The sequence below is a fragment of the Rhodococcus sp. 05-2256-B1 genome (genome assembly GCF_002258465.1).
GTDB lineage: Bacteria > Actinomycetota > Actinomycetes > Mycobacteriales > Mycobacteriaceae > Rhodococcoides > Rhodococcoides fascians.
Genome location: NZ_NOZA01000031.1, coordinates 397,034 through 422,351, shown reverse-complemented (window position 1 = coordinate 422,351; position 25,318 = coordinate 397,034). Strand labels below are relative to the sequence as shown.

Here is a 25,318-nt window from a genome sequence, read left to right as displayed (position 1 = left end):
CCATGAAGCCTCGGATTCTGGTTGTGGACGACGATTCGGCTCTGGCGGAGATGCTCACCATCGTGTTGCGCGGTGAGGGATTCGAGCCGTTCGTCGTCGGAGACGGCACCCAAGCGCTGGCGGCCGTCCGCGAGAATCGACCCGATCTGGTGTTGCTCGACCTGATGCTTCCCGGAATGAACGGCATCGACGTCTGTCGCGTGCTGCGAGCCGACTCGGGCGTCCCGATCGTCATGCTGACCGCCAAGACCGACACCGTCGATGTGGTGCTCGGTCTCGAATCCGGGGCCGACGACTACATCATGAAGCCCTTCAAGCCGAAGGAGCTGGTGGCACGCGTTCGGGCACGACTGCGTCGAACCGAGGACGAGCCGGCCGAGCTGTTGTCGATCGCCGACATCGTCATCGACGTCCCCGCCCACAAGGTCAGCCGCGGCGACGAGCTGGTCTCGCTCACTCCGCTCGAATTCGATCTGCTGGTCGCCTTGGCTCGCAAGCCGCGTCAGGTGTTCACCCGTGAGGTTCTGCTCGAACAGGTATGGGGCTACCGGCACGCCGCCGACACCCGCCTGGTCAACGTCCACGTTCAGCGTCTGCGCGCCAAGGTCGAGAAGGATCCGGAGAACCCGGAGGTGGTGTTGACCGTGAGGGGGGTCGGGTATAAGGCCGGACCGCCGTGATCGGTTTTTCCCACTCTCGGCGACGAATCAACGGCAAGTTCTCCCCGCTCCTGCGTTGGTTCAGGTCGCTGAGCACATCGCTGGGTCATGCCTGGCGAAGGTCACTGCAACTGCGCGTGGTCGTCTCGACCCTGACGTTGTCGCTCGTGGTGATCCTGATTCTCGGCGTCGTTCTGACCAGCCAGATCACCGATCGGTTGCTCGAAGCGAAGCTGTCCGCAGCTACCGAGGAACTCGACCGCTCGCGCACCACGGTGGAGGGCAACCTCGCCGGTGCCGATGATTCGAGCGGCCTGTCCACCCGTCTCGAACGGGCGAGAGCAGCGTTGACGAACCAGGACCTCGACGCCGCGTCGACCACCGGGTCTGCAGGGTCCTTCGACCCTGTTCTGATCGTCGAGGGCGACGCGACCCGCGCGGAAGCGTCGGTCGGTCCGGTCGACCAGATACCGGCCAGCTTGCGCGACTTCGTCAAGAAGGGCCTGATCAGCTCGCAGTACGCCACGGTGACCGACAGTGACGGCGGATATTCCGGATCGGCGCTCATCATGGGATCGCCCACCGGTTCCGACATATCGGCGCTGCAGCTGTATCTCATCTTCCCGCTCGCCAGCGAAGACCGGACGCTCTCCCTGGTCCGCGGCACGCTGTTCATCGGGGCCGTGGTGCTGCTGGTACTCCTCGCGGCGATCGCGATGCTCGTCGCGCGGCAGGTGGTGCTACCCATTCGATCCGCGTCCCGCATCGCAGTACGCTTCGCCGACGGCAGGCTCAAGGAGCGAATGCCGGTTCGCGGTGAGGACGACATGGCGAGGCTGGCGATGTCGTTCAACGAGATGGCCGAAAGTCTGTCCAAACAGATCACCCAGCTCGAGGAATTCGGAAACCTGCAGCGCCGGTTCACCTCCGACGTCAGCCACGAACTACGGACGCCGCTCACCACCGTGCGGATGGCCGCGGATCTCATTCACGACGCCAGTGACGATCTCGAACCTGCCCTCAAGCGTTCCTCCGAGCTGTTGGTCAACGAGCTGGACCGCTTCGAGACGTTGCTCGGTGATCTGCTCGAGATCAGTCGCCACGACGCCGGTGTCGCCGAATTGGCCGCCGAGCAACTCGACCTGCGGATGTGTGCACGCGCGGCGGTTTCCACGGTGCGTCACCTCGCCCGTGAAACCGGCACCGAGGTGATCGTCGACATGCCCGAGACGGCGGTCATCGCCGAGGTGGACCCGCGGCGTGTCGAACGTATCCTGCGCAACCTTCTGGCCAACGCCCTCGATCACGGGGAAGGCAAGCCGGTGCTGCTGCGCCTGAGATCGGATGCCGACGCGGCAGCCTTCGTGGTGCGCGACCAAGGAATCGGTCTGCGCCCCGGCGAGGAGAAGCTGGTGTTCAATCGGTTCTGGCGCTCGGACCCCTCCCGCGTCCGGCGCTCCGGCGGTACCGGCCTCGGGTTGGCGATCAGTGTCGAGGACGCCCGGCTGCACGACGGTAAGCTCGAGGCGTGGGGTGCAGTCGGCGAAGGCGCATGTTTCCGGCTCACGGTGCCACTGGTCCGTGGTCACAAGGTGATCGGCTCACCTCTGCCGTTGAAGCCGAGCACCAAGAAATACGCTCAGGGACAACCGATCCCGGCTATCGGCGCGCAGCGGGCCGCGTCGGAGTCGTCGACGTGATTCGCTCGTCTCGTCGGCTGTCTCGCTCGCTTGCAGTCTGCGCCCTGATCGCCGCCCTCGTCTCCGGTTGTGCCAGCCTGCCCGAGTCCTCGAGCCCCCAGGCCATCGGCACGTTGACCGACGGTGCCGCGCCCACCAGCGCCCCGGCTCCCGAACCCGGACGTGAGCCCGACCGGCTGCTCGACGACTTCTTCGAGGCCAGCGCAGTGTCGGCCAACCGCCACCAGGCCGCCCGACAGTTCCTGACCGAGGACGCGTCGAACACATGGGACGACGGCGCTCGTACCGTCGTCGCAGATCGGATCGACACCCTGTCGGGGCCCCGAACTGCAGACTCTGCGCAGTTCACGATTCGGTCGACGACAGCGGGAATCCTGGCTCCCGGCGGGGAATATCAGGCCGGATCGGACACCTTCGACATCGCGATCGACATGACGCGCGTCGACGGCCAATGGCGCATCTCGAAGCTGCCCCCGGGTGTGGTCATCGATCGCTCGGCGTTCATGGACACCTATCAGCAGCGATCCATCTACTTCGTCGATCCGCTCGGTGGGGTGCTGGTGCCGGATGTTCGGTGGACGAGCGGATCGCAGGATCAGCTCGCAAACCAGCTCGTGCAGCTGTTGATCGACGGACCCAAGTCCGCGCTGTCCGCAGCGGTGAGCAACGAATTGTCCGACGACGTCAGTATCCGGGGGCCCATCACCAAGGCCGACGGACAGACCACACAGGTCGGAGTCGGTCTCGGCGGCATCAGAATCGACTTCGGTGGTTTGCAGAACAAGGGCGACCGCGACCGGGAATTGCTTGCCGCACAGGTGATCTGGACTCTGGCCTCGGCGGAGGTTGCCGGGCCGTACGTGCTGCTCGCCGACGGACAACCCATCGACACGACCAAGCCGGACGGGTGGACGACGGCCGGGGTCGACTCCTTCGATCCACAGAGCTCCACCAACGAATCGGTCGGCCTGCACGCACTGGCCTCCGGTCGACTGCTCCGCGTCGAGGAATCCGCGACCACACCCGCCCCCGGGTACTTCGGGCAGGCACGGAATCTGCGCTCGGTGGCCTTGTCGAACGATGGAACACTCGTGGCCGGCGTTGCGGACACCGGTAGACCCGCTCCGGCACCGTCGAGCACATTGATGGTCGGTAGCTACGACGGTGGCGCGTTCCCGGTGGCCGAGGGGCAGTCGATCACGCGTCCGACGTGGGGAGCCGATGACAACGCCGCCTGGGCGGTCATCGACGGCACCAACGTCATTCGCGCGGCCCGTGACCCCTCGACCGGTCAGGTATCGGTGATACCGGTCGATGCCCGCGCGGTCACCAACCTGGGAACTCGCATCACCGAACTCCGGCTGGCCCGCGACGGCGTTCGGGCCGCACTCATCGTCGACGGCGTGGTGTACGTGGCCACCGTGGTACGCGATCCGTCGGGCGTCTATTCGCTGACGGCCCCGCGCGCGGTTGCGATCGGACTCGGCAGTGACGCCACCAGCCTGGACTGGAGCACCGGCGAGGCCATCGTCATCGCACGGGTTGCCACCGATACACCGGTGGTCCAGGTGACGGTCGACGGCTCGAGGATGGACGCCCTGCCGTCGCGCAATCTCACCAATCCTGTTCTGGCGGTCGATGCGTCGCCGGAGACCGAGTACGTTGCCGACGCCCGCGCCGTGTTCGCACTCAACAATGCCGATCCGGTCGGCGACAGGTACTGGCGCGAGGTCACCGGCCTGGCCGGGGTGAAGGCCGTGCCGATCCTGCCCGGCTGACGTCCGGCGGGTGTCGGTGGCTACCGGCACACTTCACGATCATGAGAACGCTTCTGGACCTCGTCCTGCCCCTCGAATGTGCCGGGTGTGGGGTGCCGGGGGAGCAGTGGTGTCGCCGTTGTGAACAGGCGCTCTCGGTGCCGCCTGTCCGGGTGCGTCCGCGGGTCGATCCGGGGGTGCCCTGCTGGGCGCTGGGCACGTACACCGGCCCTCGGCGCAACGGGGTGATCGCACTGAAGGAACGGGGCCGACGGGCCGTGTCCGTGCCGTTCGGGCGGGCGCTGGCCGGTGCGGTGCACCAACTGCGTGCTGCAGGCGAGATCGATCCACCGGAGCTGAGTCCCCTCGTTCTGGTGTGCGCTCCGTCCCGGGCGCGCGCAGCGCGAGCCCGAGGGGGCGATCCGGTGCTGCGGTGTGCGAGGAACGCAGCGACCGAGTTGGCACCGGAGCGAGTATCGGTTCCCCAGCTGCTGAAGATGTCCGGGGGAGTGCGGGATTCGGTCGGGCTCTCGGCAGCTCAGCGTCAACACAACGTGGCGGGCCGGATCGGCGTGATCGGACAGTCGCGCCCGGGTATCGGTCGGCCGCGGTCGCGAACCGACGAACTGACCGTTCTTCTCGTCGACGACGTGGTGACCACCGGGGCGACCCTGGCCGAATGTGCAGGAGTGCTAACCGATTTCGGGATCTCGTTGGCCGGTGCGATCGTGGTGGCCAGCGCGTGAACGCGAGTCGACGAGACACGCCGACAACCAATTCGGGGTGAACGGTGGCACACGCGTCGATGACCGACTAACGTCGCGGACACGCTCCATCACGACGGAGCGGATCGGTAGAACGACCCGTAGAAACACGGACGTGAGGTGATGCCCCGGACTCGAGATGCCGGAAGGTTCCCCATTCGGCATGCACACCTGCCACGTCCAACAGTGGGCGTGGCCGATATCGGGAGGTACACGTGACGACCCCTTCACAAGCCTCGGTTTTCTTCGACGAGAAGCCTTCGGAAGAACCCGCCAAGAGCAATGCCGACGTTGTGGTCAAGGGCCGCAACGTCGAGATACCGGACCATTTTCGGATATACGTGTCCGAGAAACTGGCTCGCCTCGAGCGCTTCGACCCCTCCATCTACTTGTTCGATGTCGAACTGCAGCACGAACGAAATCGCCGTCAGGCCAAAGCATGTCAACGCGTGGAGATCACCGCGAAGGGCAAAGGCCCGGTCGTTCGTGCCGAAGCGTGCGCAGACAGTTTCTATGCCGCACTCGAAGCAGTGACCTCGAAACTCGAAAGCAGACTCAGGCGTACCAAGGATCGGCGCAAGGTCCACTACGGCGAGAAGAGACCCGTATCCGTCGCCGAGGCCACCGCTGAACTCGCCGAAGACGACACACTTGCGCTCGATCCCGAGACCAAGCTGGATTCGTTCGAGGACGATCAGACCGGCCCCGGGCACATCGTTCGCACGAAGGTTCACTCGGCCGCACCGATGAGCGTCGACGATGCGCTGTACGAGATGGAACTGGTCGGCCACGACTTCTTCCTGTTTCACGACAGCGCCACCGACCGGCCTTCCGTGGTGTACCGACGGCATGCCTTCGACTACGGCCTGATCAGGCTCACGTGACCGAGCGTGACGGCGAACGGGTCGTTCGCCGTCCGTGAAATATCCGACCACTGCAGGCTCGACGCCGGAAGACACGATCCCCACGTCGAGCCTGCAGTGCTGTGTCGGGGTTGTCCGAATGCCGGCGTCGTGTCGTTCGGGGACCGACAGTGGGACTGCCGTACCCACAGCGAGACCGCCTACCATGGACGCGTTCGGGTTACTGCCGCGCGGACGTCACGGTGACGAACCCGTGCGCTCGTGCAGGTAGCAGTAACGCGTCGAGTAACAGATTTGTTCGTGTCAGTACCCGTGAACCGAGGATCGAGGACGAGAAAACCCGTGCCGTCGCTGTCGTTTTCCAAGCTGCTCCGTGTTGGTGAAGGTCGCATGGTCAAGCGGCTCAAGAACATCGCTGACCACGTCTCGACCCTGTCTTCGGACGTCGAGAGTCTCTCCGACGACGAACTGCGGGGTAAGACCGCCGAGTTCAAGGAGAGGTACTCGTCCGGGGAGACCTTGGATCAGTTGCTGCCCGAGGCATTCGCGGTCGCCCGTGAGGCATCGTGGCGGGTGCTGTCCCAGCGGCACTTCGACGTGCAGGTGATGGGCGGAGCTGCCCTGCACTTCGGCAACATCGCCGAGATGAAGACCGGCGAGGGCAAGACCCTGACGTGTGTTCTGCCTGCCTACCTGAACGCCATCTCCGGCGACGGTGTGCACGTGGTGACGGTCAACGATTACCTCGCCAAGCGTGACTCGGAGTGGATGGGCCGTGTGCACCGCTTCCTGGGTCTGTCGGTGGACGTGATCCTGTCCGGGATGACGCCGGTCGAACGCCGTGCAGCGTATGCTGCCGACATCACCTACGGCACCAACAACGAGTTCGGGTTCGACTACCTACGCGACAACATGACGCACTCGCTCGACGATCTGGTGCAGCGCGGACACAACTTCGCCGTGGTCGACGAGGTCGACTCGATCCTCATCGACGAGGCGCGAACCCCACTGATCATCTCGGGCCCCGCCGACGCGTCGAGCAAGTGGTACGGCGAGTTCGCCCGGATCGCCCCCATGCTGAAGGTCGACACCCACTACGAGGTCGATATCCGCAAGCGCACCATCGGTGTGCACGAGGCCGGCGTCGAGCTGGTCGAGGATCAGCTCGGTATCGACAACCTGTACGAGGCGGCCAACTCGCCTCTGGTGAACTACCTGAACAACGCCATCAAGGCCAAAGAGCTCTACACCAAGGACAAGGACTACATCGTCCGCGACGGCGAGGTCATCATCGTCGACGAGTTCACCGGTCGCATCCTGGTGGGACGCCGCTACAACGAGGGCATGCACCAGGCGATCGAGGCCAAGGAGAAGGTGGAGATCAAGGCCGAGAACCAGACCCTCGCCACGATCACTCTGCAGAACTACTTCCGCCTGTACGACAAGCTCTCCGGCATGACCGGTACGGCCGAGACCGAGGCCGCGGAGCTGCATCAGATCTACGGATTGGGCGTCATTCCGATCCCGACGAACCGCCCGATGGTCCGCGTCGACAACGGCGACCTGATCTACAAGACGGAAGAAGCCAAGTTCGACGCGGTGGTCGACGATGTCGTCGAGCGGCACGAGAAGGGCCAGCCGGTTCTCATCGGTACCACGAGCGTGGAACGGTCGGAGTATCTGTCCAAGCAATTCACCAAGCGCGGCGTCGCGCACAACGTGCTCAATGCGAAGTTCCACGAGCAGGAAGCGACGATCATCGCCGAGGCCGGGCGACAAGGCGCGGTGACGGTGGCGACCAACATGGCCGGCCGTGGCACCGACGTCGTGCTCGGCGGCAACCCGGACATCCTCGCCGACCTGAAGCTGCGTAAGCAGGGCTTGGACCCGGTGGAGACGCCCGAGGAGTACGAGGCCGCCTGGGAGCCTGCTCTGGAAGAGGTCAAGGCACAGGTCAAGGCCGACGCGGACACCGTGCGCGAGGCCGGTGGCCTGTACGTTCTCGGCACCGAGCGCCACGACTCACGCCGTATCGACAACCAGCTCAGAGGGCGCTCCGGTCGTCAGGGTGATCCAGGCGAATCGCGGTTCTACCTCTCGCTCGGCGACGAGTTGATGCGTCGATTCAACGGCGGCGCACTCGAATCGATCATGACTCGGCTCAACTTGCCCGACGACGTCCCGATCGAAGCCAAGATGGTGTCCAAGGCCATCAAGAGCGCCCAGACACAGGTCGAGCAGCAGAACTTCGAGATCCGCAAGAACGTCCTCAAGTACGACGAGGTGATGAACCAGCAGCGCACCGTCATCTACGAGGAGCGCAGGCGCATCCTCGAAGGTGCCGACATGGAGGGCCAGGTCGAGGGAATGATCACCGACGTGATCACCGCCTACGTCGATGGTGCGACGAACGAGGGCTACATCGAGGACTGGGATCTGGAGCAGTTGTGGACGGCGCTGAAGACTCTGTATCCGGTCGGTATCGACCACAAGGTTCTCTCGGGCGAGAACGAGGACGGCGAAAAGGGTGACCTGAGCCGCGACGAGCTGCGCGAGGCGCTGCTCGAGGACGCCCGCTCGGCCTACGCCGCTCGCGAGGCCGAGATCGACGGCATCGCAGGCGAGAACGGAATGCGGGAGCTCGAACGTCGGGTGCTGCTGTCCGTCCTCGATCGCAAGTGGCGCGAGCATCTCTACGAGATGGACTACCTCAAGGAGGGCATCGGACTGCGTGCGATGGCCCAGCGAGATCCACTGGTCGAGTACCAGCGGGAGGGCTACGACATGTTCCAGGGCATGCTCGACGGGCTGAAAGAGGAGTCGGTGGGCTTCCTGTTCAACCTCCAGGTCGAAGCAACCCCAGCCCCGGCAGGTCCGGCCGCGTCCGCAGGTCTCGCGGTTGCCCCCGGGTTGGCCTCACCCGTCGGATCCGGTCGCCCGGCACCTGCGGCAACGTCGGCACCTGCGGCCACGGGCGATCGGCCTGCGGCCAAGGCGGCCCCGGCCCCTGCCGCTCCAGCTCAGGCAGCTCCCACAGCTCTGCGTGCCAAAGGACTCGACGAGCGGGACGAACAGAGATTGACGTTCTCCGGCCCGGCCGAGGGCGGCGGTACGGCTGTGCAGCGATCGGATGCTGCAGCGAGCGCGGAGTCGGCGGCCGAGGGAACCCGACGCGAGCGTCGCGAAGCAGCGCGAGCGCAGAACAAAGCACCGAAGAAGTCGGCGCGCTCCAAGCGCAAGAAGTAGTCGGCCGGGTCGATCCGGCGCGACCTCGCCGGGCGACCCGTGTTCTCAACCCACTCGCAGCGAGGTGACCGTCCATCCTGGCCGCCGCGGGTCGACCGCCTGCTCGATTCGGCCCGCGAAGGCGAAGGTGCGTGGGCCGCGGGTGTACGAGCCGAATATCTCGGCCGACGTGTCCGATCTATAGGCGACGTGCACGCGACGCACCGCGGCGAATCCGAGTCGCCGTCCCGGTGGGGGCGTGCGGACGATGGTGCGGATCAGGTCGATCACGGGCGCAGTGAACAACGAGGACAGTTGCTCGGCACTGCGCCTGCGGTCGATCACCTCGATCAGCAACCGCATGGCGCGTTCGGCGCTCGCCCGCGCATCGGCGGGCACCACTTGCACGATCGGTCGTTGCGGTGCCTCGGTCCGGCGGCGGGGGCGAGTGCTGCGTACCGATGCCGGATGGCGTTCCGGTGGCCTTTGCGGGCTCTCACCCCGGCCCCAGGTGTGCACCGCGCCTGCCGAGAGTGGCGGCTCGAACTGGGTCGGCCGCGACAAAAAGCAATGGTGCTCGGCGCGCAGCCGAGAGTCCGCCGGCGACGGTATCGGGCTGTCGTCCCCGGTGTCCGGCGGATCGTTGGATTCGATGACGCTCACACCGACATTGACGGTCGCGATCGAATTTCGGTTCCCGAGACCGACGACACGTCCGTGCCCACCCGGCACTGGGACTCACGTCGCGAACCCACGTACTCTGAGTTCGAGCACACCGCGCAACAGGCGGTATCGATCGGGGCGCACCACGTGCGAGGACGGGGACCGAGACACGCGATGGCGACCAGACTGACGGCGCAGGATGCGTCGTTCTACTTTCTCGAGGCCGGCAGCAGTCCCATGCACCTCGGCTCGCTCGCCGTCTTTCGGACCCCGCGGAGCGGTTTCAGTTACGACCGACTGTTGTCGTTGGTCGAACAGCGACTGATGCTGGTTCCGCGCTACCGGCAGAAGGTCCGCGAAGTCGCGTTCGGTCTGGCGCGGCCGGTCTGGGTGGACGACGCGGATTTCGACATCACCTATCACATCCGTCGTTCGGCACTACCCAAGCCGGGGACGGACGATCAGTTGCACGACCTGATCGCGCGACTGACCTCACGGCCGCTCGATCGCACCCGACCGTTGTGGGAGATGTACCTGGTCGAGGGACTCGCGAAAAATCGTTTCGCCATCTTCACCAAGTCTCATTCGGCCCTCGTCGACGGCGAGAATGCGCTCGACATCGGTCAGGTCATTCTGGATGCGAGCAAGAACCCCGCGCCGATGGCCGAGGAGCTGTGGATGCCTGCCCGTGAGCCCAAGGACTCGGTGTTGGTGCTCGACGCGCTCACCGAACTGGTGGTGCGTCCGGGCGAGAGCATCGAGACGTTGCGCGGCGCGGTCAACGGGGTTGCCGGTCTCGCGGGCGACGCATTGCGCGCCGCGGGCAAGGTCGCGGCCGTGCTGCGTACCGCGACACAGAGCGCCCCGTCCAGCCCACTGAACGCGCCGATCTCGCGAAATCGTCGGTTCGCCGTTGCCAAGACCGAGCTGGCGGATTACCGCAGGATCCACGACAGATTCGACTGCTCGATCAACGACGTCGTGCTCGCAGTCGTCACCGGCGCGCTGCGAAATTGGCTGCTCTCGCGCGGCGAACCCGTCACGGCATCGTCCACGGTGCGGGCCATGGTGCCGATGTCGGTGTACGTCTCGTCCGATCGCGTCGGCTTCGGTGAGGGCAGCGACATGTCCGGTGAGCCGGCCGAGGACGATCGCAGCGAGGTGTCCTCGTTCCTCGTCGACCTCCCGGTGGGGGAGTCGAACGCCGTCGTTCGGCTGTCTCACATCGCGCACGCGACCGAGGCCCATTCTCATCAGAGCCGCGGTGTGACGGCTCAGACGCTGATGCGGATCAGTGGGTTCGCTCCGGCGAGCCTGCATGCCATGGGTGCGCGGGCGGGTAGCCGACTCTCGCAACGAGTGTTCAACCTGATCGTCACGAACGCGCCGGGCCCGCAGTTTCCGCTGTACGTCGGTGGTGCCCGGATGCTCGAGATGTACCCGGTGTCGCCGCTGTTCGAGAATCAGGCGTTGAGTATCGGGCTGACGTCGTACGACGGTTTCGTGTTCTTCGGGCTCAACGCCGACCGCGGAGCGATGCCCGATGTGGATGTGGTGACAGCGCTACTGCACGAGGCGCTGGAAGAGTTGGTCGACGCCAGCAACGAATCGAGAGTGTGAGGTCTTCTGCAATGCGTGTCTACGTTCCGGCGACGCTGGAATTCTTGAAAGTGCTCGCAGCCGAGGGCGAGTTCAGTCCGGTCTCGCGCACCGCATTCGCGGTGACGCCCACCTTGCGTGAGGCGTACTCGTCGGGCGACGACGAGGAGTTGTCCGAGGTCGCGATGGGGGAGGCCGCGCGTGCCTCGCTGCGCCTGATCGCCGCGGCCGTCGACGACGAGGCGGACACGGGGACGGTGGCCGACGGCGTGGTCTACCGACGGGCGGTGATTGCCGCAGACGTCGACGATCCCACCCTGCGTCCCGATCTCGACGACGCTGTCGTTCGGCTGAAGGAACCGCTGCGAATGGATCAGGTCGCGTCGGTGCACGTCGATCTGGAAGGGGCCGAGGAAGCAGTTACCAAGGCTGTCTCCGTTGTGGACGCAGCGGACATGGGCGATGCCGATGCAGAATTCGTTCTCGGTGATGCCGAAGACCACACGCTGGCGTGGTACGCCCCCCAGGAACTACCGTTTCTGCTCGATCTGCTGTGATCCTGCTCTCGGCCACGACCTGGCGATATCCACGGTTGAGCTGCCTGCAGAGGTGACCAGGGGACTCAACCTACGGTAGCGTAACCTCGATGCCCGCACGCGGTTCGGTACGACGATCGAGGGGATGGGGAACACCCGATGGATCTGAAGAAGTGGTTGGAGGCCCCGGTGGCCGGTGTCTCGGCACCCAAGCGGCCGAGGCTGAACATGCTGCGTGGTGCTTTCACCCGCATCACCACTCCCTTGCTACCCGACGACTACTTGCACCTCGCCAACCCGTTGTGGTCGGCCCGTGAACTGCGCGGCCGCGTCGTACGCGTGGAGAAGGAAACCGCTACCGCGGTGACACTGGTGATCCAGCCCGGGTGGGGCTTCAATTTCGACTATCAGCCGGGTCAGTACATCGGAATCGGACTGCATCTCGGCGGTCGGTGGCACTGGCGCTCGTATTCACTGACCTCGCCGCCGAACTGGGAAGACAAGCTGATCTCCATCACGGTCAAGGCGATGCCCGAAGGGTTCCTGTCGTCACATCTGGTGGGCGGCGTGCCGCAGGGGACCATCGTGCGACTGGCGGCACCGAAGGGCAATTTCGCACTGCCTGTTCCGCCGCCCGCCAAGATTCTCTTCGTCACCGCAGGTAGCGGCATCACCCCGGTCATCTCGATGCTCAGAGCACTCGATCGCCACGGCGACATGCCCGATACCGTGCATATCCACTCGGCCCCCACCGAGGACGAGGTGATGTTCGCGGCCGAACTCGCAGCCCTCGAGAAGTCGCATCCCGAGTTCACCTCTCACGTGCAGTTGACGCGTTCCGATGGCAAGTTCGCTCTGTCCTCGCTCGACGAGCTGTACCCCGACTGGCGTACCCGCGACACCTGGGCCTGCGGTCCCGCGGCACTGCTCGAAGAAATCGAGAAGACGTGGAAGCGCGAGGGCATCGAGCACAAGCTGCACCTCGAGCGGTTCGAGATCTCACGCGCCGATACGTCCGGTTCGGGCGGAACCGTCACGTTCTCCAAGTCCGACAAGAAAGCGGCGGCGGACGGGGCGACCACACTGCTCGAAGCAGGCGAAAATGTGGGTGTTCGGATGCCGTTCGGCTGCCGTATGGGTATCTGCCAGACGTGTGTGGTGCCGTTGACCGCAGGGCATGTGATCGACCTGCGTTCCGGTAAGGAACACAGCGAGGGTGACCGCGTCCAGACGTGCATTTCCGCGGCCGCGGGCGACTGCACATTGGAACTGTAGGTCTGTTTTTCGCACACTGCCTTCTCAGGCTGCTGGGTTACGCTCACGTAGGTTGCCCACGCTGAACCCCGGTATTTCGGGCGCCGCACACAACTGTTGGAGGACCCGGTGGCCATCACCGACATCAAAGAGTTCGCTCACCTGACCGAAGAAGACATGGAAGCGTTCGGGCGCGAACTGGACGCCATTCGCCGCGACGTCGAGGACAGTCGCGGTGAACGCGATGCCGCATACATCCGCCGGACCATCCGAGCTCAGCGCATGCTCGAGCTCGGCGGACGCGCCGTGCTGCTCGGCAGCAAGTACCGGCCGGCATGGCTCGTGGGGACCGCGATGCTCAGCGTCGCCAAGATCATCGAGAACATGGAACTCGGCCACAACGTGATGCACGGCCAGTGGGACTGGATGAACGATCCGGAAATTCACTCCACCTCGTGGGAGTGGGACCAGACCGGACCGTCGGAGCAGTGGAAGCGGGCGCACAACTACTCGCACCACACGTACACCAACATCGTCGGAATGGACGATGACATCGGTTTCGGCATCCTACGGATGACCCGCGACGAGCCGTGGAAGCCGATCAACCTCGTTCAGCCGCTCGCCAACATCGTGCTGGCGACGACGTTCGAGTGGGGCATCGCGCTGCACGACTACGACGCTCAGAAGCAGCTCGACGGGGACCACGAAAAGGGCCTCTTCAAGTCACCGGCGGCCCGCGCTTTCGCGCGCAAGATCGCCAAGCAGGTCGGGAAGGACTTCGTCCTGTTCCCCGCCCTGTCCGGCCCGGCGTGGAAGTCCACGTTGACCGCCAATGCCACGGCCAACCTGGTTCGAAACCTCTGGGCCTACGCCGTGATCTTCTGCGGTCACTTCCCCGACGGTGCCGAGAAGTTCACGATCGGTCAGTTCGAGAACGAGACCCGTCCCGAGTGGTACCTACGGCAGATGCTCGGTAGTGCCAACTTCGAGGCTGGCCCCGTCATGGCGTTCATGAGCGGAAACCTCTGCTACCAGATCGAGCACCACATGTTCCCGGACCTGCCGAGCAATCGGTACTCGGAGATCGCAGAGAAGGTGCACGCGCTGTGCGACAAGTACGACCTGCCGTACACGACAGGGTCGCTCGGTAAGCAGTACCTGTTGGCACTGCGGACCATCCACAAGCTGTCGCTGCCCGACAAGTGGTTGCGCGCAACCTCGGACAACGCGCCCGAGACATCGTCGGAGCGGCGTTGGCGCGTCGGCGATTCTCCGACCGTGCACGCACTTCGGATCGACCCGCTCACCGGCCAGCGCCGTGGACTGCGCTCGGCGATGCAGGAGGCACGAGGAGCTCTGCGCAACGCGAAGAAAGAAGCCAAACGACAGGCGAAGGCGCTCCGGCGATCGGACGTCACCGCCTGATTGTGAATCGTCACACAGATTCGCGCCCGTAACCTACGCGACCGTAAGTTACGATACGGTAGGTGACGGAAATGCACACGGCTCACTACCGCACGCTGTGTGTTCACAACTGCCAGGAGGCTGTTTCCCATGGCGATTTCGGACATCAAGGAATACGCGCATCTGACCGACGCCGACATCGAAGCACTGGGCCACGAGCTCGATGCGATTCGGCGAGACATCGAGGCGTCCCGTGGTGAACGCGACGCCCGGTACGTGAAGAACACGATTCGGCTGCAACGCTCGCTCGACATCGGCGGACGTGCAGTCCTGTTCGCCAGTCGCCGCCGCCCGGCATGGCTGGTCGGTACCGCCATGCTCGGGGTCGCGAAGATCATCGAGAACATGGAGCTCGGCCACAACGTCATGCACGGCCAGTGGGACTGGATGAACGATCCGGAGATCCACTCCACCTCGTGGGAGTGGGACAACACGGGGCCCTCGGCGCACTGGAAGCAGACGCACAACTACATTCACCACAAGTACACCAACGTGTTGGGCATGGACGACGACGTGGGTTACGGCCTGCTGCGCGTCACCCGCGACCAGCGTTGGAAGCCGTTCAACATCGGCAACCCGGTCTACAACCTGTTGCTGCAGCTGTTCTTCGAGTACGGCGTGGCGCTTCAGCACCTGGAACTGGGCAAGGTGGCCAAGGGCCGCGTCCCACGTGAAGAATTCGAGCAGAAGCGTCGCGAGGTCCTCGAGAAGGTCGGCAAGCAGATGGGCAAGGACTACGTCCTGCATCCGCTGCTCACCGGACCTGCCTGGAAGAGCACGCTGACGGCGAACATCGTCGCCAACATGATGCGCAACGTGTGGACCAACACCGTCATCTTCTGCGGGCACTTCCCCGACGGTGCCGAGAAGTTCACCAAGTCGGACATGGAAGGCGAAACGCAGGGGCAGTGGTACCTGCGTCAGATGCTGGGCAGCGCGAACTTCAACGCCGGTCCGGTCATGGAGTTCATGAGCGGCAACCTCTGCTACCAGATCGAGCATCACCTGTTCCCCGATCTACCCAGCAATCGTCTGCGGGAGATCAAGGTTCGGGTTCTCGAACTCGCGGAGAAGTACGACCTGCCGTACACGACCGGTTCGATCGTGCACCAGTACTTCCTGTCCTGGCGAACCATCGCCAAGCTGTCGCTTCCGAACAAGTACTTGAAGGCGACCAGCGACGACGCGCCGGAAACCGCGTCCGAGCGTAAATGGGAACAGGCGCCTGCAGGTCTGTTCGCCGTCGATCCCGACACCGGAAAGCGGCGTGGCCTTCGGACCGCGATCGCAGAAACCAAGAAGCGCAAGGGAATTCGCAGACTGGTCGGCAAAGCAGCCTGACCGCCTCCGATTCCGAGCAGCGAAGCCTGGTACAGACCCCGTGGGTCTCTACCAGGCTTCGTTCGTTCGAACCGCTTCCAGCAGGAGCCGTACGGCAGCCACCCGTCGTGCTGCATCCCCGGTGAGCGTGTCGAGAGCGCACTCGGGATCTGCCGGCGGACCCAGGTGAGTGCAGCCGCGGGGGCAGTCCTCGATGGTCTCGGCGAGGTCGGAGAATGCGGCCACGACGTTCTCCGGCGAGATGTGCGCCAATCCGAACGATCGGATGCCGGGAGTGTCGACCACCCATCCGCCGCCCGGTAGCGGCAGCGCCACCGACTGCGTCGACGTATGGCGGCCCTTGCCGACGCCCGAGACCACCCCGGTCGCGCGATAGGCGTCGGGCACCAGTCTGTTGACGAGCGTCGACTTGCCGACACCGGAGTGTCCGATGAGCGCGGTGACCTTGTTCGTCAGCATGGCGGTCAGTTCGGTCAGGTCCTCGGACTGGCCCGCCAGTACCACCGGGACGTCCAGATCGGCGAACGACGCGGTGAACTCGTCGGGTGCAGCGAGATCGCTCTTGGTCAGGCACAGCACCGGTTCGAGTCCGCCGACGTACGCTGCGACGAGAGCGCGCTCGACGAAGCCGGTGCGGGGAGGTGGATCGGCAAGCGCTGCGACGATGAGCAGTCGGTCGGCGTTGGCCACCACGACGCGTTCGAACGGGTCGGTGTCGTCCGCGGTGCGGCGCAGCACCGTTCGCCGCTCGGCCACGCGCACGATTCGGGCCAGAGTGTCGACCTTGCCCGACAGATCTCCGACGATGCCGACCTCGTCGCCCACCACGATCGGAGTTCGCCCCAGCTCGCGGGCCCGCATCGTCACGACCGGCCGAGACGGGTCACCGTCGAGTACGCAGCCCCAGCGGCCGCGGTCCACGGACACCACCATGCCGGCTTCGGCGTCGTTGTGTTCGGGTCGAGTCTTGGTGCGCGGACGAGAACTCTTGCCCGGCCGGATGCGGACGTCGGACTCGTCGTAGCGGCGCGCGGTCAGGATCCGACCCCGCTGGGTGTGGAAGCGGACAACATGGTGTCCCACAGGTTCTCGAAGCCGGGGAGAGTCTTGGCGGTGGTGCCGATGTCGTCGACCTCGACGCCCGGGACACGGAGCCCGACGATCGCGCCGGCAGTGGCCATGCGGTGGTCGGCGTAGGAGTGCCAGGTGCCGCCGTGCAGCGGTGCGGGATCGATGCGAATGCCGTCGTCGGTTTCGACCGCTCGCCCGCCGAGCCGCACTATCTCGGTCGTCAGTGCGGCCAGTCGGTCGGTCTCGTGACCACGTAGGTGGGCGATGCCGCGCAGGATGGACGGCCCCTCGGCCAGGGTGGCGAGCGCTGCGACGGTGGGGGTCAGCTCGCCGACGTCGTGCAGATCGAAGTCGATGCCGCGCAACGTGTTCGGACCTTCGACGGTCAGCACCCCTGCGCGTAGTTCGACCACCGCGCCCATCTGCGTGAGGATCTCGCGGAACACATCACCGGGTTGAGTCGTCGACTCAGGCCAGTTCGGGACTCGCACAACACCTTCGGTGACAGCGGCGGCAGCGAGGAACGGGGTGGCGTTCGAGAGGTCCGGCTCGATGCTCCAATCGACGGGGGTCACCGAACCGGGATGCACGCGCCAGGTGTTCGCGTCTCCGCTCGATTCCGGGGTGTCGACTCGGACGCCCGCACGGCGCAGCATCTCCACGGTCATGTCGATGTGCGGCATGGACGGGACGGGCTTACCGATGTGATGGATCTCGATTCCCTCGTCGAACGCCGCGGCCGAGAGCATCAGACCCGAGACGAACTGCGACGACCCCGAGGCATCGATCTCGACGGATCCACCACGCAGCGAACCGGTACCGCGCATCGTGAACGGCAGCGCGCTGCCGTCGACGTCGGCGCCCACAGCGCGCAGTGCGTCGAGGATGGTGTCGAGCGGCCGGATGCGAGCCTGCTCGTCTCCGTCGAAGGACACCACGCCGTCGGCGAGCGCCGCCAGGGGCGGGACGAAACGCATGACCGTTCCGGCCAGGCCGCACTCGACGGATCCACCGTGCAGCGTTCCCGGTGTCACACGGAGAGACGTCGGATCGTTGCGGTCGGCGGCCACCTGCACGCCCAGTGTCTCCAGAGCATGGATCATCAAGTCGGTGTCGCGGCTGCGAAGCGCGCCGGTGACGGTCGACGGGCCGGATGCGAGCGAGGCGATGATCAGCGCGCGATTGGTGATCGACTTCGATCCGGGCAGAGTGACTGTCGCGTCGATGGGTCCATCGGCGGCGGGGGCTGTCCAAGTGCTCACCGGTCCATCTTCGCTCATCGGCGGTCAGTGTGCGGCGATGGGCGCGGTGACGGCGCGCGTGAGGCGAATGAGATCGGCTGGAGCGAGTTCGATCTCCAGGCCGCGGCGACCCCCGCTGCACAGCACACGGTCGAACTCGAGTGCCGAGTCGTCGATGACGGTGGGCAGGGATCTACGTTGGCCGAGCGGAGAAATTCCACCGAACACGTAGCCCGACGACCGTTCGGCGGCAGCTCTGTCGGCCATCGCTACCTTCCGCGTGTCCAGAGCGGCTGCTGCCGCTTTCAACGAGAGCAATCCGGTGACGGGGACCACCGCGACGGCCAGCGAACGATCTGCGCGTTCGACGACCAGGGTCTTGAACACCTGCTCCGGGCGCACACCGAGGCGCTCGCCCAGAATATCGGCGGCCTCGCTGCCGAACGACTGCGTGCGCGAATCGTGCTCGTAGGTGTGCACGATATGCGCCACCTTTTGTGCGGTGAGCAGCGCAAGAGCGGGAGTCGACGCAGCCATTCGTCGGACTCTATCGACTGCGACGGGAACACCGCGGCGCGCGGCAGTGTTGTGACAGGGCAGATACGGATGCAGGCGGAAGGAATGACGAATGGCAGTGCTGACCGCGGGACGTCCCTTGGCGATCAAGGGGGTGATCTCGTCGCAGAAGCCGACTTCGGGCGCGGTAGCCTGGGCGGTGGAAGCTACCGAAGGGATCAGCGTGACAGAAGCCAGGACTCCCACCGAAGCGGACGAGAAGGCGATCGCCGAGCAGCGAGCAGCCGAAACCGAGGCCCAGCTGACCGAACGTTTCGAGCGTGACGCGCTGCCGATGCTCGACCAGCTGTACGGTGCCGCGCTGCGGATGACGCGCAACCCCGCAGATGCCGAGGACCTGGTGCAGGAAACGTTCGTGAAGGCCTACTCGGCGTTCCGGTCGTTCCGTGAGGGCACGAACCTCAAGGCGTGGCTCTACCGAATCCTGACCAACACCTACATCAACTCCTATCGCAAGAAGCAGCGTCAGCCGGCGCAGTACCCGACCGACGAGATCAGTGACTGGCAGCTCGCCGCGACCGCTGAACACACGTCCACCGGACTGCGCTCGGCCGAGGTCGAAGCGCTGGACGCACTGCCGGACGACGACATCAAGGCCGCTCTGCAGTCGTTGCCCGAGGAATTCCGGATGGCGGTGTACTACGCCGACGTCGAGGGTTTCCCGTACAAGGAAATCGCGGAGATCATGGGAACGCCCATCGGAACGGTGATGTCGCGCTTGCATCGCGGGCGTAAGCAACTTCGAGGTTTGCTGGCGGGTGTGGCCCGCGACCGTGGATTCAACCGGGACGGCGCAGTCGACCGGCACGAGCAGGAGGTAGTCCAGTGACGCGCACCGGTGATTCCGGCGATGACATCATCGGCGGCGGTTCTGTGGGCGACGGCGGAGCCGACGCCGAATTCGAGCGACTGGATTGCTCGGCCGTGATCGCGGACGTATGGATCATGTTGGACAACGAGTGCGACGAGGCCAGCAGGCAACGGTTGCAGAAGCACATCGACGAGTGCGGATCGTGCTTCGAGGCGTACGGCATCGAGGAGAAGGTCAAGCGGCTGATCTCCCGTAAATGTGGCGGAGATCAAGCGCCCGCCGGGCTTCGCGAACGACTCAGCGTGGAAATCCGACGCACGGTGCTGACCCGTAGCGTCGACTCCGAATAACCTGATCGTACCGACGACGAAGGGCCGAGAAGCAGTGCTTCTCGGCCCTTCGTGGCTGGTGGCAGAACGTCAGCTGTTGGGACGTTTGCCGTGGTTGGCCTTGTTGCCCTTTCGAGCACGCTTCTTACGTCCACGCTTTCCCATGATGGGCTCCTCTCGTTTGTTCACTACAGTCTCCCACGTGTGATTGGCTTACTGTGACGGGCATGGTCTCCGGTGTGTGCCCGCCGCGGTTCGAGGTGTCGTGAGAGAGGGGTTCGCCGGTGTCCGAGGATGTTCGTGCGGAGATGGTGTCGACGGTGTTTCAGGTGGTAGTGGCCCGCGGTGATGCCGTCGAGGTCGGTGACACGTTGGTCGTGCTGGAGTCGATGAAGATGGAGATTCCCGTGCTCGCCGAGACCGCAGGCACCGTCACGTCCGTGGACGTCGCAGTGGGGGATGTCATTCAACAGGGCGATCTCATCGCTGTGGTGTCCTGACCGACGGCTGCGTGAGAACCCGTGTCGACCCTCAGTGACCTGCTGGCCGAACACACCGATCTGCCCGGTGCCGCGGTGGACCATCTGCAGCGCGTCGTAGGGGAGTGGCAGCTCCTGGCCGACCTGTCGTTCGCGGACGTATTGCTCTGGGTCGGTACCGACGATGTCTCGGACGGGTCGGCGGACGTGCTGTGTGTCGCCCAGTGCAGACCCACCACCGCGCCGACGGTGTTCACCCACGACATCGTGGGGACGACCATCTCCGAGTCCGAGCACCCCGAAGTGCTCGTCGCGTTGCAACAGCGAAAGATCGTGCAGGGTGGTGTTCTGACCCGCAGCGAGAGCATTCCCGTGCGATGTGGAGAGCACGTCATCGCCGTGCTGACCCGCGACACCAATCCGGCCCAGCTTCGTCCTCCGAGTGCGCTCGAGGTCGCGTATCGGGAATGTGCGGACGATCTGTGCCTGATGATCAGCGAGGGAACGTTTCCGACGCCGGAGGAGCGAACCGACGTCAACTCGTCGCCGCGGGCCGGCGACGGCTTCATCCGCATCGATACCGAGGGACGGGTGGATTACGCGAGCCCCAATGCGCTGTCGGCGTACCACCGGATGGGTTTGACGACGGAACTGTCGGGCCGTGACCTCGCGTCGGTGACGCGGTCTCTGGTGACCGACCCGTTCGATTCGCAAGAAGTGGCCGACCATATCCGGTCGTCACTGTCCGGCAACGTCGGGCACCGAATGGAAGTGGACGCCCGCGGCGCGACGGTTCTGGTGCGCACGTTGGCACTGCAGCCGCACGGTCGATCCGCGGGCGCAGCCGTACTCGTCCGAGACGTCACCGAGGTGAAGCGACGCGACCGTGCGCTGCTCAGCAAGGACGCGACGATTCGCGAAATCCACCATCGAGTGAAGAACAACCTGCAGACCGTGGCGGCTCTGCTGAGGCTGCAGTCGCGGCGGCTCGAGAACGAGGAAGCTCGCACCGCGTTGTCCGAATCCGTTCGCCGCGTGACGTCCATCGCGCTGGTGCACGAGATGCTGTCGATGTCGGTCGACGAAGAAGTGGATCTCGACGAGATAGTCGACCGGTTGGTGCCGATCATGCTCGACATCGCCACCGTCAACCCTCGGGTGCGGGTGGTCCGGGACGGCCAACTCGGTGTCTTCTCCGCCGAGCGGGCGACGCCGCTGGTGATGGTGTTGGCCGAGCTGGTGCAGAACGCGATGGAGCACGGGTTCGACGCCGGATCGGTCGGCGTGGTGCGCATCGGTGCCGATCGTTCGTCGAAATGGCTCGACGTCGTCATCCACGACGACGGCCGCGGGTTGCCCGCAGGGTTCTCGTTGGAGCGTTCGGACGGACTGGGGCTGCAGATCGTACGCACTCTGGTGTCGGTCGAACTGAACGGTTCTCTGGGCCTGCATCCGGCTCCTGGAGGTGGCACCGACGCGATGCTGCGAGTGCCACTGGGCCGTCGGGTGCCACGAGCCTGACGGGCCGCTCGTGAACAGTGCGTTACGAACCGGCCGCACTGTGACGTGAGGACGCCCGATCTGTGGAAGCGCCCGCTATGCAGAAGGCCCGGTATCCGCTGAGCGGATACCGGGCCTACCGAGTGTTGTGTGTCTGCGTCCTAGACGGAGCTACGTGCGCGCGTACGTGCGTTGCGTCGCTTGAGTGCACGGCGCTCGTCTTCGCTCATTGCGCCCCATACTCCTGCGTCCTGGCCGGATTCGAGTGCCCAGGACAGGCATTCTGCGGTGACGGGGCACCGAGTACAGACGACTTTGGCATCGGCGATCTGCGCGAGCGCCGGACCACTGTTTCCCACCGGGAAAAATAGTTCCGGATCTTCATCGCGACAAATTGCCTTGTGGCGCCAGTCCATCCTCTGCTCCTTACCGGGCGCCGAAGCGCCGTTTCGTTTCTCTTCTGTTTCACGAGTGGGTAACCAATGTTTCCGCACTGTTGCTTGTGAATGCTTTCACGAACTCAGGTGAAGTCAAGGGATACGCGCGTGACCGTGGTCAAGCTCACTCTGTTAGGCTCGCTTTAGCCTTCTGCGCTCCTTTGTACCCCGACTCGGCAGATATTGCTCGTGATTTCGCAGGAAATTGCCCATCGAGCATCTTCGCGCGCAGGTCACAGTGGGTCTCACGTGACGGGCGCGACAACATCCAATGCGTCGGGAGTCGAGAAGAACTCCGCCTCGGTGCGTTCACCCAGGTAGTCCCCGTCCATCTGCAGCCCCATCGGTTCTGTAGACGTAATTCGAACACTCGGGACGTCGTCGACTCGAATTAACTTGCGAGACTTCGGTTCTGCACCTTTGGCCAACAGCTGACGCGACACCCGCAGCGTGGGGAGCAGTGCCGTCGAGCGCATCGCGAACACACCGAGACCCGAATCGAAAGCGGTCCCGGGATTGGTATGGACCGGACGATCGTTCAAGAAGGTCCACGGACTCGAGTTCGACACGAACGCATAGTGCACGTTCTCGAACGGATCCCGCCCGGGAACCTCCACCGTCAACTGCGCCGGACGACGCTTGTGCTTGAAGAACTCCTGCACCGAGAACCGGAGATAACGCGTCGCCGACACCGGCGTACCGTCCTTCCGGCTCGCATCGATGGCCCGACACACTTCCGCGTCCAAACCCATCCCGGCGTTGAACGTGAACCACCGGTTGTCGCAATGCCCCAGACCGACCGTCCGCCGCGCCCGCGCGTCCAGCAGGCCTATCAACTGATTCGTGGCCGCTACCGGGTCCGCCTCGATTCCGAGAGAGCGCGCGAACACATTCGCACTACCACCGGGAACGACCGCAATGGGCGGAATCGCGCCGATCGTCACCGCCTGCATCGACGTCGGCAACGGAACCCCGAGCAGACCGTTGATGACCTCGTTCACCGTGCCGTCACCCCCGTGAACGATCACCAGGCCCACCCCGTCCTCACGGGCACCCCGAGCCAACTCCGACGCATGATCACGATGCGTCGTCTGCGCCACCGTCACCCGCAACCGACTCGACAATGCATGAGCCAACAGATCCCGAGCTGCAGCCGTCGTAGAAGTCGCATTGGGATTGACGATCAGCAGCGCACGCACAGGAACAAACACTAACCGGGTGGCTCGGCGGACTCCACCGGCACCACCCGGGCCGTTCCGCAGGCTCCACTCGCGCCCCCTGGGTCGTTCCGCAGGCTCCACTCGCGCCCCCTGGGTCGTTCCGCAGGCTCCACTCGCGCCCCCTGGGTCGTTCCGCAGGCTCCACTCCCGGTTGCCTAGGCTGGTCCCGTGTCCACCCAACCCGAGAACCTCACCCCACCGGCCACTTTTCGATCCGCCGGGGTCCTCGTCGCAGCACAAGGTGCCGTCTCGCTGGTCGCGGCCTTCGTTCTCGTCGTGCGCGCGGTCTCCGGAGAGGGCGACAACGCTGTCGCGAACGGGTACGGCACGGCCGGGTGGTTCGGCGTGCTGGGCCTCGGCGTCGGGGCTGCAGGCGTTGCCCTGATTCTCGGCAAACGGTGGGGGAGGGCACTGGCAACCGTCGTACAGCTACTGCTGCTTCCCGTCGTGTGGTCGCTGCTCACCGGTTCGCATCAGACCGTCTACGGCATCGTTCTGGGAATCGTCGTGGTTGCGGTGCTGGTGCTGCTGTTCAGTCCACCCTCGTCGCAGTGGATGGCGGCCGAGTACAGCGACGTCGACGACGAACCGCGTCTCTAGGACGCTTTCGCGGCCAGGTCCCTCAGGGCACCGTCGGTCAATCGGAATGTGGTCCACTCGTCCTGAGCCTGCGCGCCCAACGCTCGGTAGAACCCGATAGACGGAGTGTTCCAGTCCAACACCGACCAGGTCAGTCGCGTGTAGCCGTTGGTTTCGCACTCGGCCGCCAACGCTGCCAGCAGTGCGGTTCCGAACCCATGGCCGCGTGCGTCCGGCTGCACGTAGAGGTCCTCCAGATAGATTCCGTTGACCCCGTCCCAGGTGGAGAAGTTCAAGAACCACAGAGCGCACCCCACCACCACGCCGTCGTGCTCGGCGACGTGCGCGAATACCGTCGGATTCTCACCGAACAGAGCCGACCGAAGGTGGTCGTCTCGGACCGTGCACAACGAGGACGCCTTCTCGTACTCCGCCAGTTCGTGGACCAACCCGCAGATGGCGGATACATCGTCTTCGGTGGCGCGTCGGATCATCGTGGACCTCCGGTCGGGTCGGTGCCGATCGAGCGATCGGTGGCTGCAGAGAGAATCGAGGGGTGAACATTGTGGGCGATGAGCTGTCGAAAGGAGTGCTCGAAACCGAGCAGTGAGTAGGCGGCCGGGGACAATGCGAAGCGCTTCCCTTCGGTGATGGACGCTTCCGTCCAGCCGGCGATCAGTGCTCTCGAGAAGTGGCCGTGTCCCACCAGCACCACGTCCCGGCCTTCGAGCAGTGGAAGAACAACGGACAACACCAGTTCGACGCGAACAGCGATGTCACCGATCGACTCTCCGCCCGGGCACGGGTGCGTCCAGACGGTCCAGTGCGGCACTGTCTCGTGGATCTCCGACGACGTGATGCCCTCGTAGTCGCCGTAGTCCCATTCCGACAGCGCATCCCATGTTCGATCGACCTCGAGCCCCGCGAGATCGGCTGTTCGACGGGCCCGTTCGCGCGGGCTGCTGATGACCACCGGGTCGCGCAGATTCAGCAGAGTCAGCAGTGAGCCGGCCTCGACTGCCTGCTGCTCACCGTGGGCGGTGAGTGGAACATCGGTGTTTCCGGTGTGCTTACCCGCGAGGGCCCATTCGGTTTCCCCGTGACGGAGTAGAACGACTCGGCCGGCCTCGACGGCTCCGTGGTTGGTCATGCACTCGATCATGCCTGCCGGTCGGGTGTGGGCTTCGTCATACCGAACCGGTGGATGTGTCCGAAAACGCGATTGAGTCCAGACCTACCGGACGGTTATT

General features: G+C 64.8%; 25 protein-coding genes. 16 read left to right on the top strand and 9 right to left on the bottom strand.

Annotation, left to right across the window (positions count from 1 at the left end; translation table 11 throughout):
- The first annotated feature begins 2 nt into the window (after positions 1-2).
- From mtrA to secA, 6 genes are all read left to right on the top strand, one after another.
- Entirely contained in the window at positions 3-680 is a 678-nt protein-coding gene (gene mtrA / locus CH285_RS21995; RefSeq protein WP_027496508.1) for an MtrAB system response regulator MtrA, read from the top strand.
- The gene (mtrB, locus tag CH285_RS21990) at positions 677-2,359 is read left to right on the top strand and encodes an MtrAB system histidine kinase MtrB (protein WP_032366296.1); all 1,683 of its coding nucleotides are present in this window, start codon (positions 677-679) and stop codon (positions 2,357-2,359) included. The genes mtrA and mtrB overlap by 4 nt, the downstream gene beginning before the upstream one ends.
- The gene (gene lpqB, locus CH285_RS21985) at positions 2,356-4,137 is read left to right on the top strand and encodes an MtrAB system accessory lipoprotein LpqB (protein ID WP_373454748.1); all 1,782 of its coding nucleotides are present in this window, start codon (positions 2,356-2,358) and stop codon (positions 4,135-4,137) included. Before mtrB ends, lpqB begins: the two co-directional genes overlap by 4 nt.
- Positions 4,138-4,178: 41 nt before the next feature.
- The gene (locus tag CH285_RS21980; protein WP_094643066.1) at positions 4,179-4,862 is read left to right on the top strand and encodes a ComF family protein; all 684 of its coding nucleotides are present in this window, start codon (positions 4,179-4,181) and stop codon (positions 4,860-4,862) included.
- Positions 4,863-5,095: 233 nt separating this feature from the next.
- A complete protein-coding gene (hpf, locus tag CH285_RS21975) occupies positions 5,096-5,764 on the top strand; it encodes a ribosome hibernation-promoting factor, HPF/YfiA family (protein ID WP_027496511.1) in 669 nt (222 codons plus the stop codon).
- Positions 5,765-6,085: 321 nt separating this feature from the next.
- Positions 6,086-8,989, top strand: a complete 2,904-nt coding sequence (gene secA, locus CH285_RS21970; protein ID WP_094643065.1) for a preprotein translocase subunit SecA — start codon at positions 6,086-6,088, stop codon at positions 8,987-8,989.
- 45 nt (positions 8,990-9,034) lie between these two features.
- On the opposite strand, the gene CH285_RS27570 is transcribed toward secA, so the two are convergent.
- Positions 9,035-9,631, bottom strand: a complete 597-nt coding sequence (locus tag CH285_RS27570) for an Rv3235 family protein (protein WP_141214975.1) — start codon at positions 9,629-9,631, stop codon at positions 9,035-9,037.
- A gap of 174 nt (positions 9,632-9,805) precedes the next feature.
- Here CH285_RS27570 and CH285_RS21960 point away from each other — a divergent pair, with 174 nt between their 5' ends.
- The 5 genes from CH285_RS21960 (at position 9,806) to CH285_RS21940 (ending at position 15,825) form a co-directional block, all read left to right on the top strand.
- Positions 9,806-11,251 carry a WS/DGAT/MGAT family O-acyltransferase gene (locus CH285_RS21960; RefSeq protein ID WP_027496513.1) on the top strand — a complete coding sequence of 482 codons (1,446 nt, stop codon included), beginning with the start codon at positions 9,806-9,808 and terminating at the stop codon, positions 11,249-11,251.
- A gap of 11 nt (positions 11,252-11,262) precedes the next feature.
- The gene (locus tag CH285_RS21955; RefSeq protein ID WP_094643064.1) at positions 11,263-11,787 is read left to right on the top strand and encodes a DUF6912 family protein; all 525 of its coding nucleotides are present in this window, start codon (positions 11,263-11,265) and stop codon (positions 11,785-11,787) included.
- A 138-nt stretch (positions 11,788-11,925) separates the two neighbouring features.
- Positions 11,926-13,041 (top strand): ferredoxin reductase, encoded by a 1,116-nt coding sequence (locus CH285_RS21950; protein WP_027496515.1) that lies wholly within the window; start codon positions 11,926-11,928, stop codon positions 13,039-13,041.
- Positions 13,042-13,149: 108 nt separating this feature from the next.
- The gene (locus tag CH285_RS21945; protein ID WP_032370714.1) at positions 13,150-14,445 is read left to right on the top strand and encodes a fatty acid desaturase family protein; all 1,296 of its coding nucleotides are present in this window, start codon (positions 13,150-13,152) and stop codon (positions 14,443-14,445) included.
- Between the two features lie 129 nt (positions 14,446-14,574).
- A complete protein-coding gene (locus CH285_RS21940) occupies positions 14,575-15,825 on the top strand; it encodes a fatty acid desaturase family protein (RefSeq protein ID WP_032370715.1) in 1,251 nt (416 codons plus the stop codon).
- A gap of 48 nt (positions 15,826-15,873) precedes the next feature.
- On the opposite strand, the gene rsgA is transcribed toward CH285_RS21940, so the two are convergent.
- Genes rsgA through ybaK form a run of 3 tightly spaced genes read right to left on the bottom strand, consistent with a single transcriptional unit; the run spans position 15,874 to position 18,674 of the window.
- Complete coding sequence (rsgA, locus tag CH285_RS21935) at positions 15,874-16,908, bottom strand: ribosome small subunit-dependent GTPase A (RefSeq protein ID WP_176458534.1); 1,035 nt, start codon at positions 16,906-16,908, stop codon at positions 15,874-15,876.
- A complete protein-coding gene (gene aroA, locus CH285_RS21930) occupies positions 16,860-18,176 on the bottom strand; it encodes a 3-phosphoshikimate 1-carboxyvinyltransferase (protein ID WP_032366303.1) in 1,317 nt (438 codons plus the stop codon). Before aroA ends, rsgA begins: the two co-directional genes overlap by 49 nt.
- 6 nt (positions 18,177-18,182) lie before the next feature.
- The gene (gene ybaK / locus CH285_RS21925; RefSeq protein ID WP_094643063.1) at positions 18,183-18,674 is read right to left on the bottom strand and encodes a Cys-tRNA(Pro) deacylase; all 492 of its coding nucleotides are present in this window, start codon (positions 18,672-18,674) and stop codon (positions 18,183-18,185) included.
- Between the two features lie 91 nt (positions 18,675-18,765).
- Here ybaK and CH285_RS21920 point away from each other — a divergent pair, with 91 nt between their 5' ends.
- Together CH285_RS21920 and rsrA are read left to right on the top strand one after the other, a co-directional pair.
- On the top strand, positions 18,766-19,542 hold the full coding sequence (locus tag CH285_RS21920; RefSeq protein ID WP_230591196.1) for a sigma-70 family RNA polymerase sigma factor: 777 nt from the start codon (positions 18,766-18,768) through the stop codon (positions 19,540-19,542).
- 44 nt (positions 19,543-19,586) lie between these two features.
- Positions 19,587-19,874, top strand: coding sequence for a mycothiol system anti-sigma-R factor (rsrA, locus tag CH285_RS21915; protein ID WP_027496522.1), 288 nt, complete (start codon positions 19,587-19,589; stop codon positions 19,872-19,874).
- 69 nt (positions 19,875-19,943) lie between these two features.
- Here rsrA and CH285_RS28735 read toward each other — a convergent pair whose 3' ends face one another.
- On the bottom strand, positions 19,944-20,018 hold the full coding sequence (locus CH285_RS28735; protein ID WP_370878772.1) for a 50S ribosomal protein bL37: 75 nt from the start codon (positions 20,016-20,018) through the stop codon (positions 19,944-19,946).
- A gap of 119 nt (positions 20,019-20,137) precedes the next feature.
- Between CH285_RS28735 and CH285_RS21910 the strand changes: the two genes are divergently transcribed.
- Together CH285_RS21910 and CH285_RS21905 are read left to right on the top strand one after the other, a co-directional pair.
- Positions 20,138-20,353, top strand: coding sequence for a biotin/lipoyl-binding carrier protein (locus tag CH285_RS21910; RefSeq protein WP_027496523.1), 216 nt, complete (start codon positions 20,138-20,140; stop codon positions 20,351-20,353).
- Between the two features lie 21 nt (positions 20,354-20,374).
- Positions 20,375-21,853: a sensor histidine kinase gene (locus CH285_RS21905; protein ID WP_027496524.1), complete on the top strand. Its 1,479-nt coding sequence runs from the start codon at positions 20,375-20,377 to the stop codon at positions 21,851-21,853.
- Positions 21,854-21,993: 140 nt separating this feature from the next.
- Here the strand turns inward: CH285_RS21905 and CH285_RS21900 are convergent, their stop codons facing one another.
- Positions 21,994-22,248 carry a WhiB family transcriptional regulator gene (locus CH285_RS21900; protein WP_032366305.1) on the bottom strand — a complete coding sequence of 85 codons (255 nt, stop codon included), beginning with the start codon at positions 22,246-22,248 and terminating at the stop codon, positions 21,994-21,996.
- Positions 22,249-22,514: 266 nt separating this feature from the next.
- Positions 22,515-23,468 carry a diacylglycerol/lipid kinase family protein gene (locus CH285_RS21895; RefSeq protein ID WP_032372691.1) on the bottom strand — a complete coding sequence of 318 codons (954 nt, stop codon included), beginning with the start codon at positions 23,466-23,468 and terminating at the stop codon, positions 22,515-22,517.
- Between the two features lie 189 nt (positions 23,469-23,657).
- Between CH285_RS21895 and CH285_RS21890 the strand changes: the two genes are divergently transcribed.
- Complete coding sequence (locus tag CH285_RS21890) at positions 23,658-24,089, top strand: hypothetical protein (RefSeq protein ID WP_027496526.1); 432 nt, start codon at positions 23,658-23,660, stop codon at positions 24,087-24,089.
- On the opposite strand, the gene CH285_RS21885 is transcribed toward CH285_RS21890, so the two are convergent.
- Positions 24,086-24,562, bottom strand: a complete 477-nt coding sequence (locus CH285_RS21885) for a GNAT family N-acetyltransferase (RefSeq protein ID WP_027496527.1) — start codon at positions 24,560-24,562, stop codon at positions 24,086-24,088. The two genes, CH285_RS21890 and CH285_RS21885, sit on opposite strands and share 4 nt — an antisense overlap.
- Positions 24,559-25,218, bottom strand: a complete 660-nt coding sequence (locus tag CH285_RS21880) for an acid phosphatase (RefSeq protein ID WP_048320261.1) — start codon at positions 25,216-25,218, stop codon at positions 24,559-24,561. Before CH285_RS21880 ends, CH285_RS21885 begins: the two co-directional genes overlap by 4 nt.
- Between the last annotated feature and the right edge of the window lie 100 nt (positions 25,219-25,318).

Coding starts and splice junctions, on each gene's coding strand:
- ybaK (WP_094643063.1), bottom strand. CDS start 18,674: ATGGCTGCGTCGACTCCCGCTCTTGCGCTGCTCACCGCACAAAAGGTG.
- CH285_RS21880 (WP_048320261.1), bottom strand. CDS start 25,218: ATGACCAACCACGGAGCCGTCGAGGCCGGCCGAGTCGTTCTACTCCGT.
- CH285_RS21920 (WP_230591196.1), top strand. CDS start 18,766: ATGGCAGTGCTGACCGCGGGACGTCCCTTGGCGATCAAGGGGGTGATC.
- aroA (WP_032366303.1), bottom strand. CDS start 18,176: ATGAGCGAAGATGGACCGGTGAGCACTTGGACAGCCCCCGCCGCCGAT.
- CH285_RS21900 (WP_032366305.1), bottom strand. CDS start 22,248: ATGGACTGGCGCCACAAGGCAATTTGTCGCGATGAAGATCCGGAACTA.
- mtrA (WP_027496508.1), top strand. CDS start 3: ATGAAGCCTCGGATTCTGGTTGTGGACGACGATTCGGCTCTGGCGGAG.
- CH285_RS21885 (WP_027496527.1), bottom strand. CDS start 24,562: ATGATCCGACGCGCCACCGAAGACGATGTATCCGCCATCTGCGGGTTG.
- CH285_RS21960 (WP_027496513.1), top strand. CDS start 9,806: ATGGCGACCAGACTGACGGCGCAGGATGCGTCGTTCTACTTTCTCGAG.
- CH285_RS21955 (WP_094643064.1), top strand. CDS start 11,263: ATGCGTGTCTACGTTCCGGCGACGCTGGAATTCTTGAAAGTGCTCGCA.
- CH285_RS21950 (WP_027496515.1), top strand. CDS start 11,926: ATGGATCTGAAGAAGTGGTTGGAGGCCCCGGTGGCCGGTGTCTCGGCA.
- CH285_RS21980 (WP_094643066.1), top strand. CDS start 4,179: ATGAGAACGCTTCTGGACCTCGTCCTGCCCCTCGAATGTGCCGGGTGT.
- CH285_RS21940 (WP_032370715.1), top strand. CDS start 14,575: ATGGCGATTTCGGACATCAAGGAATACGCGCATCTGACCGACGCCGAC.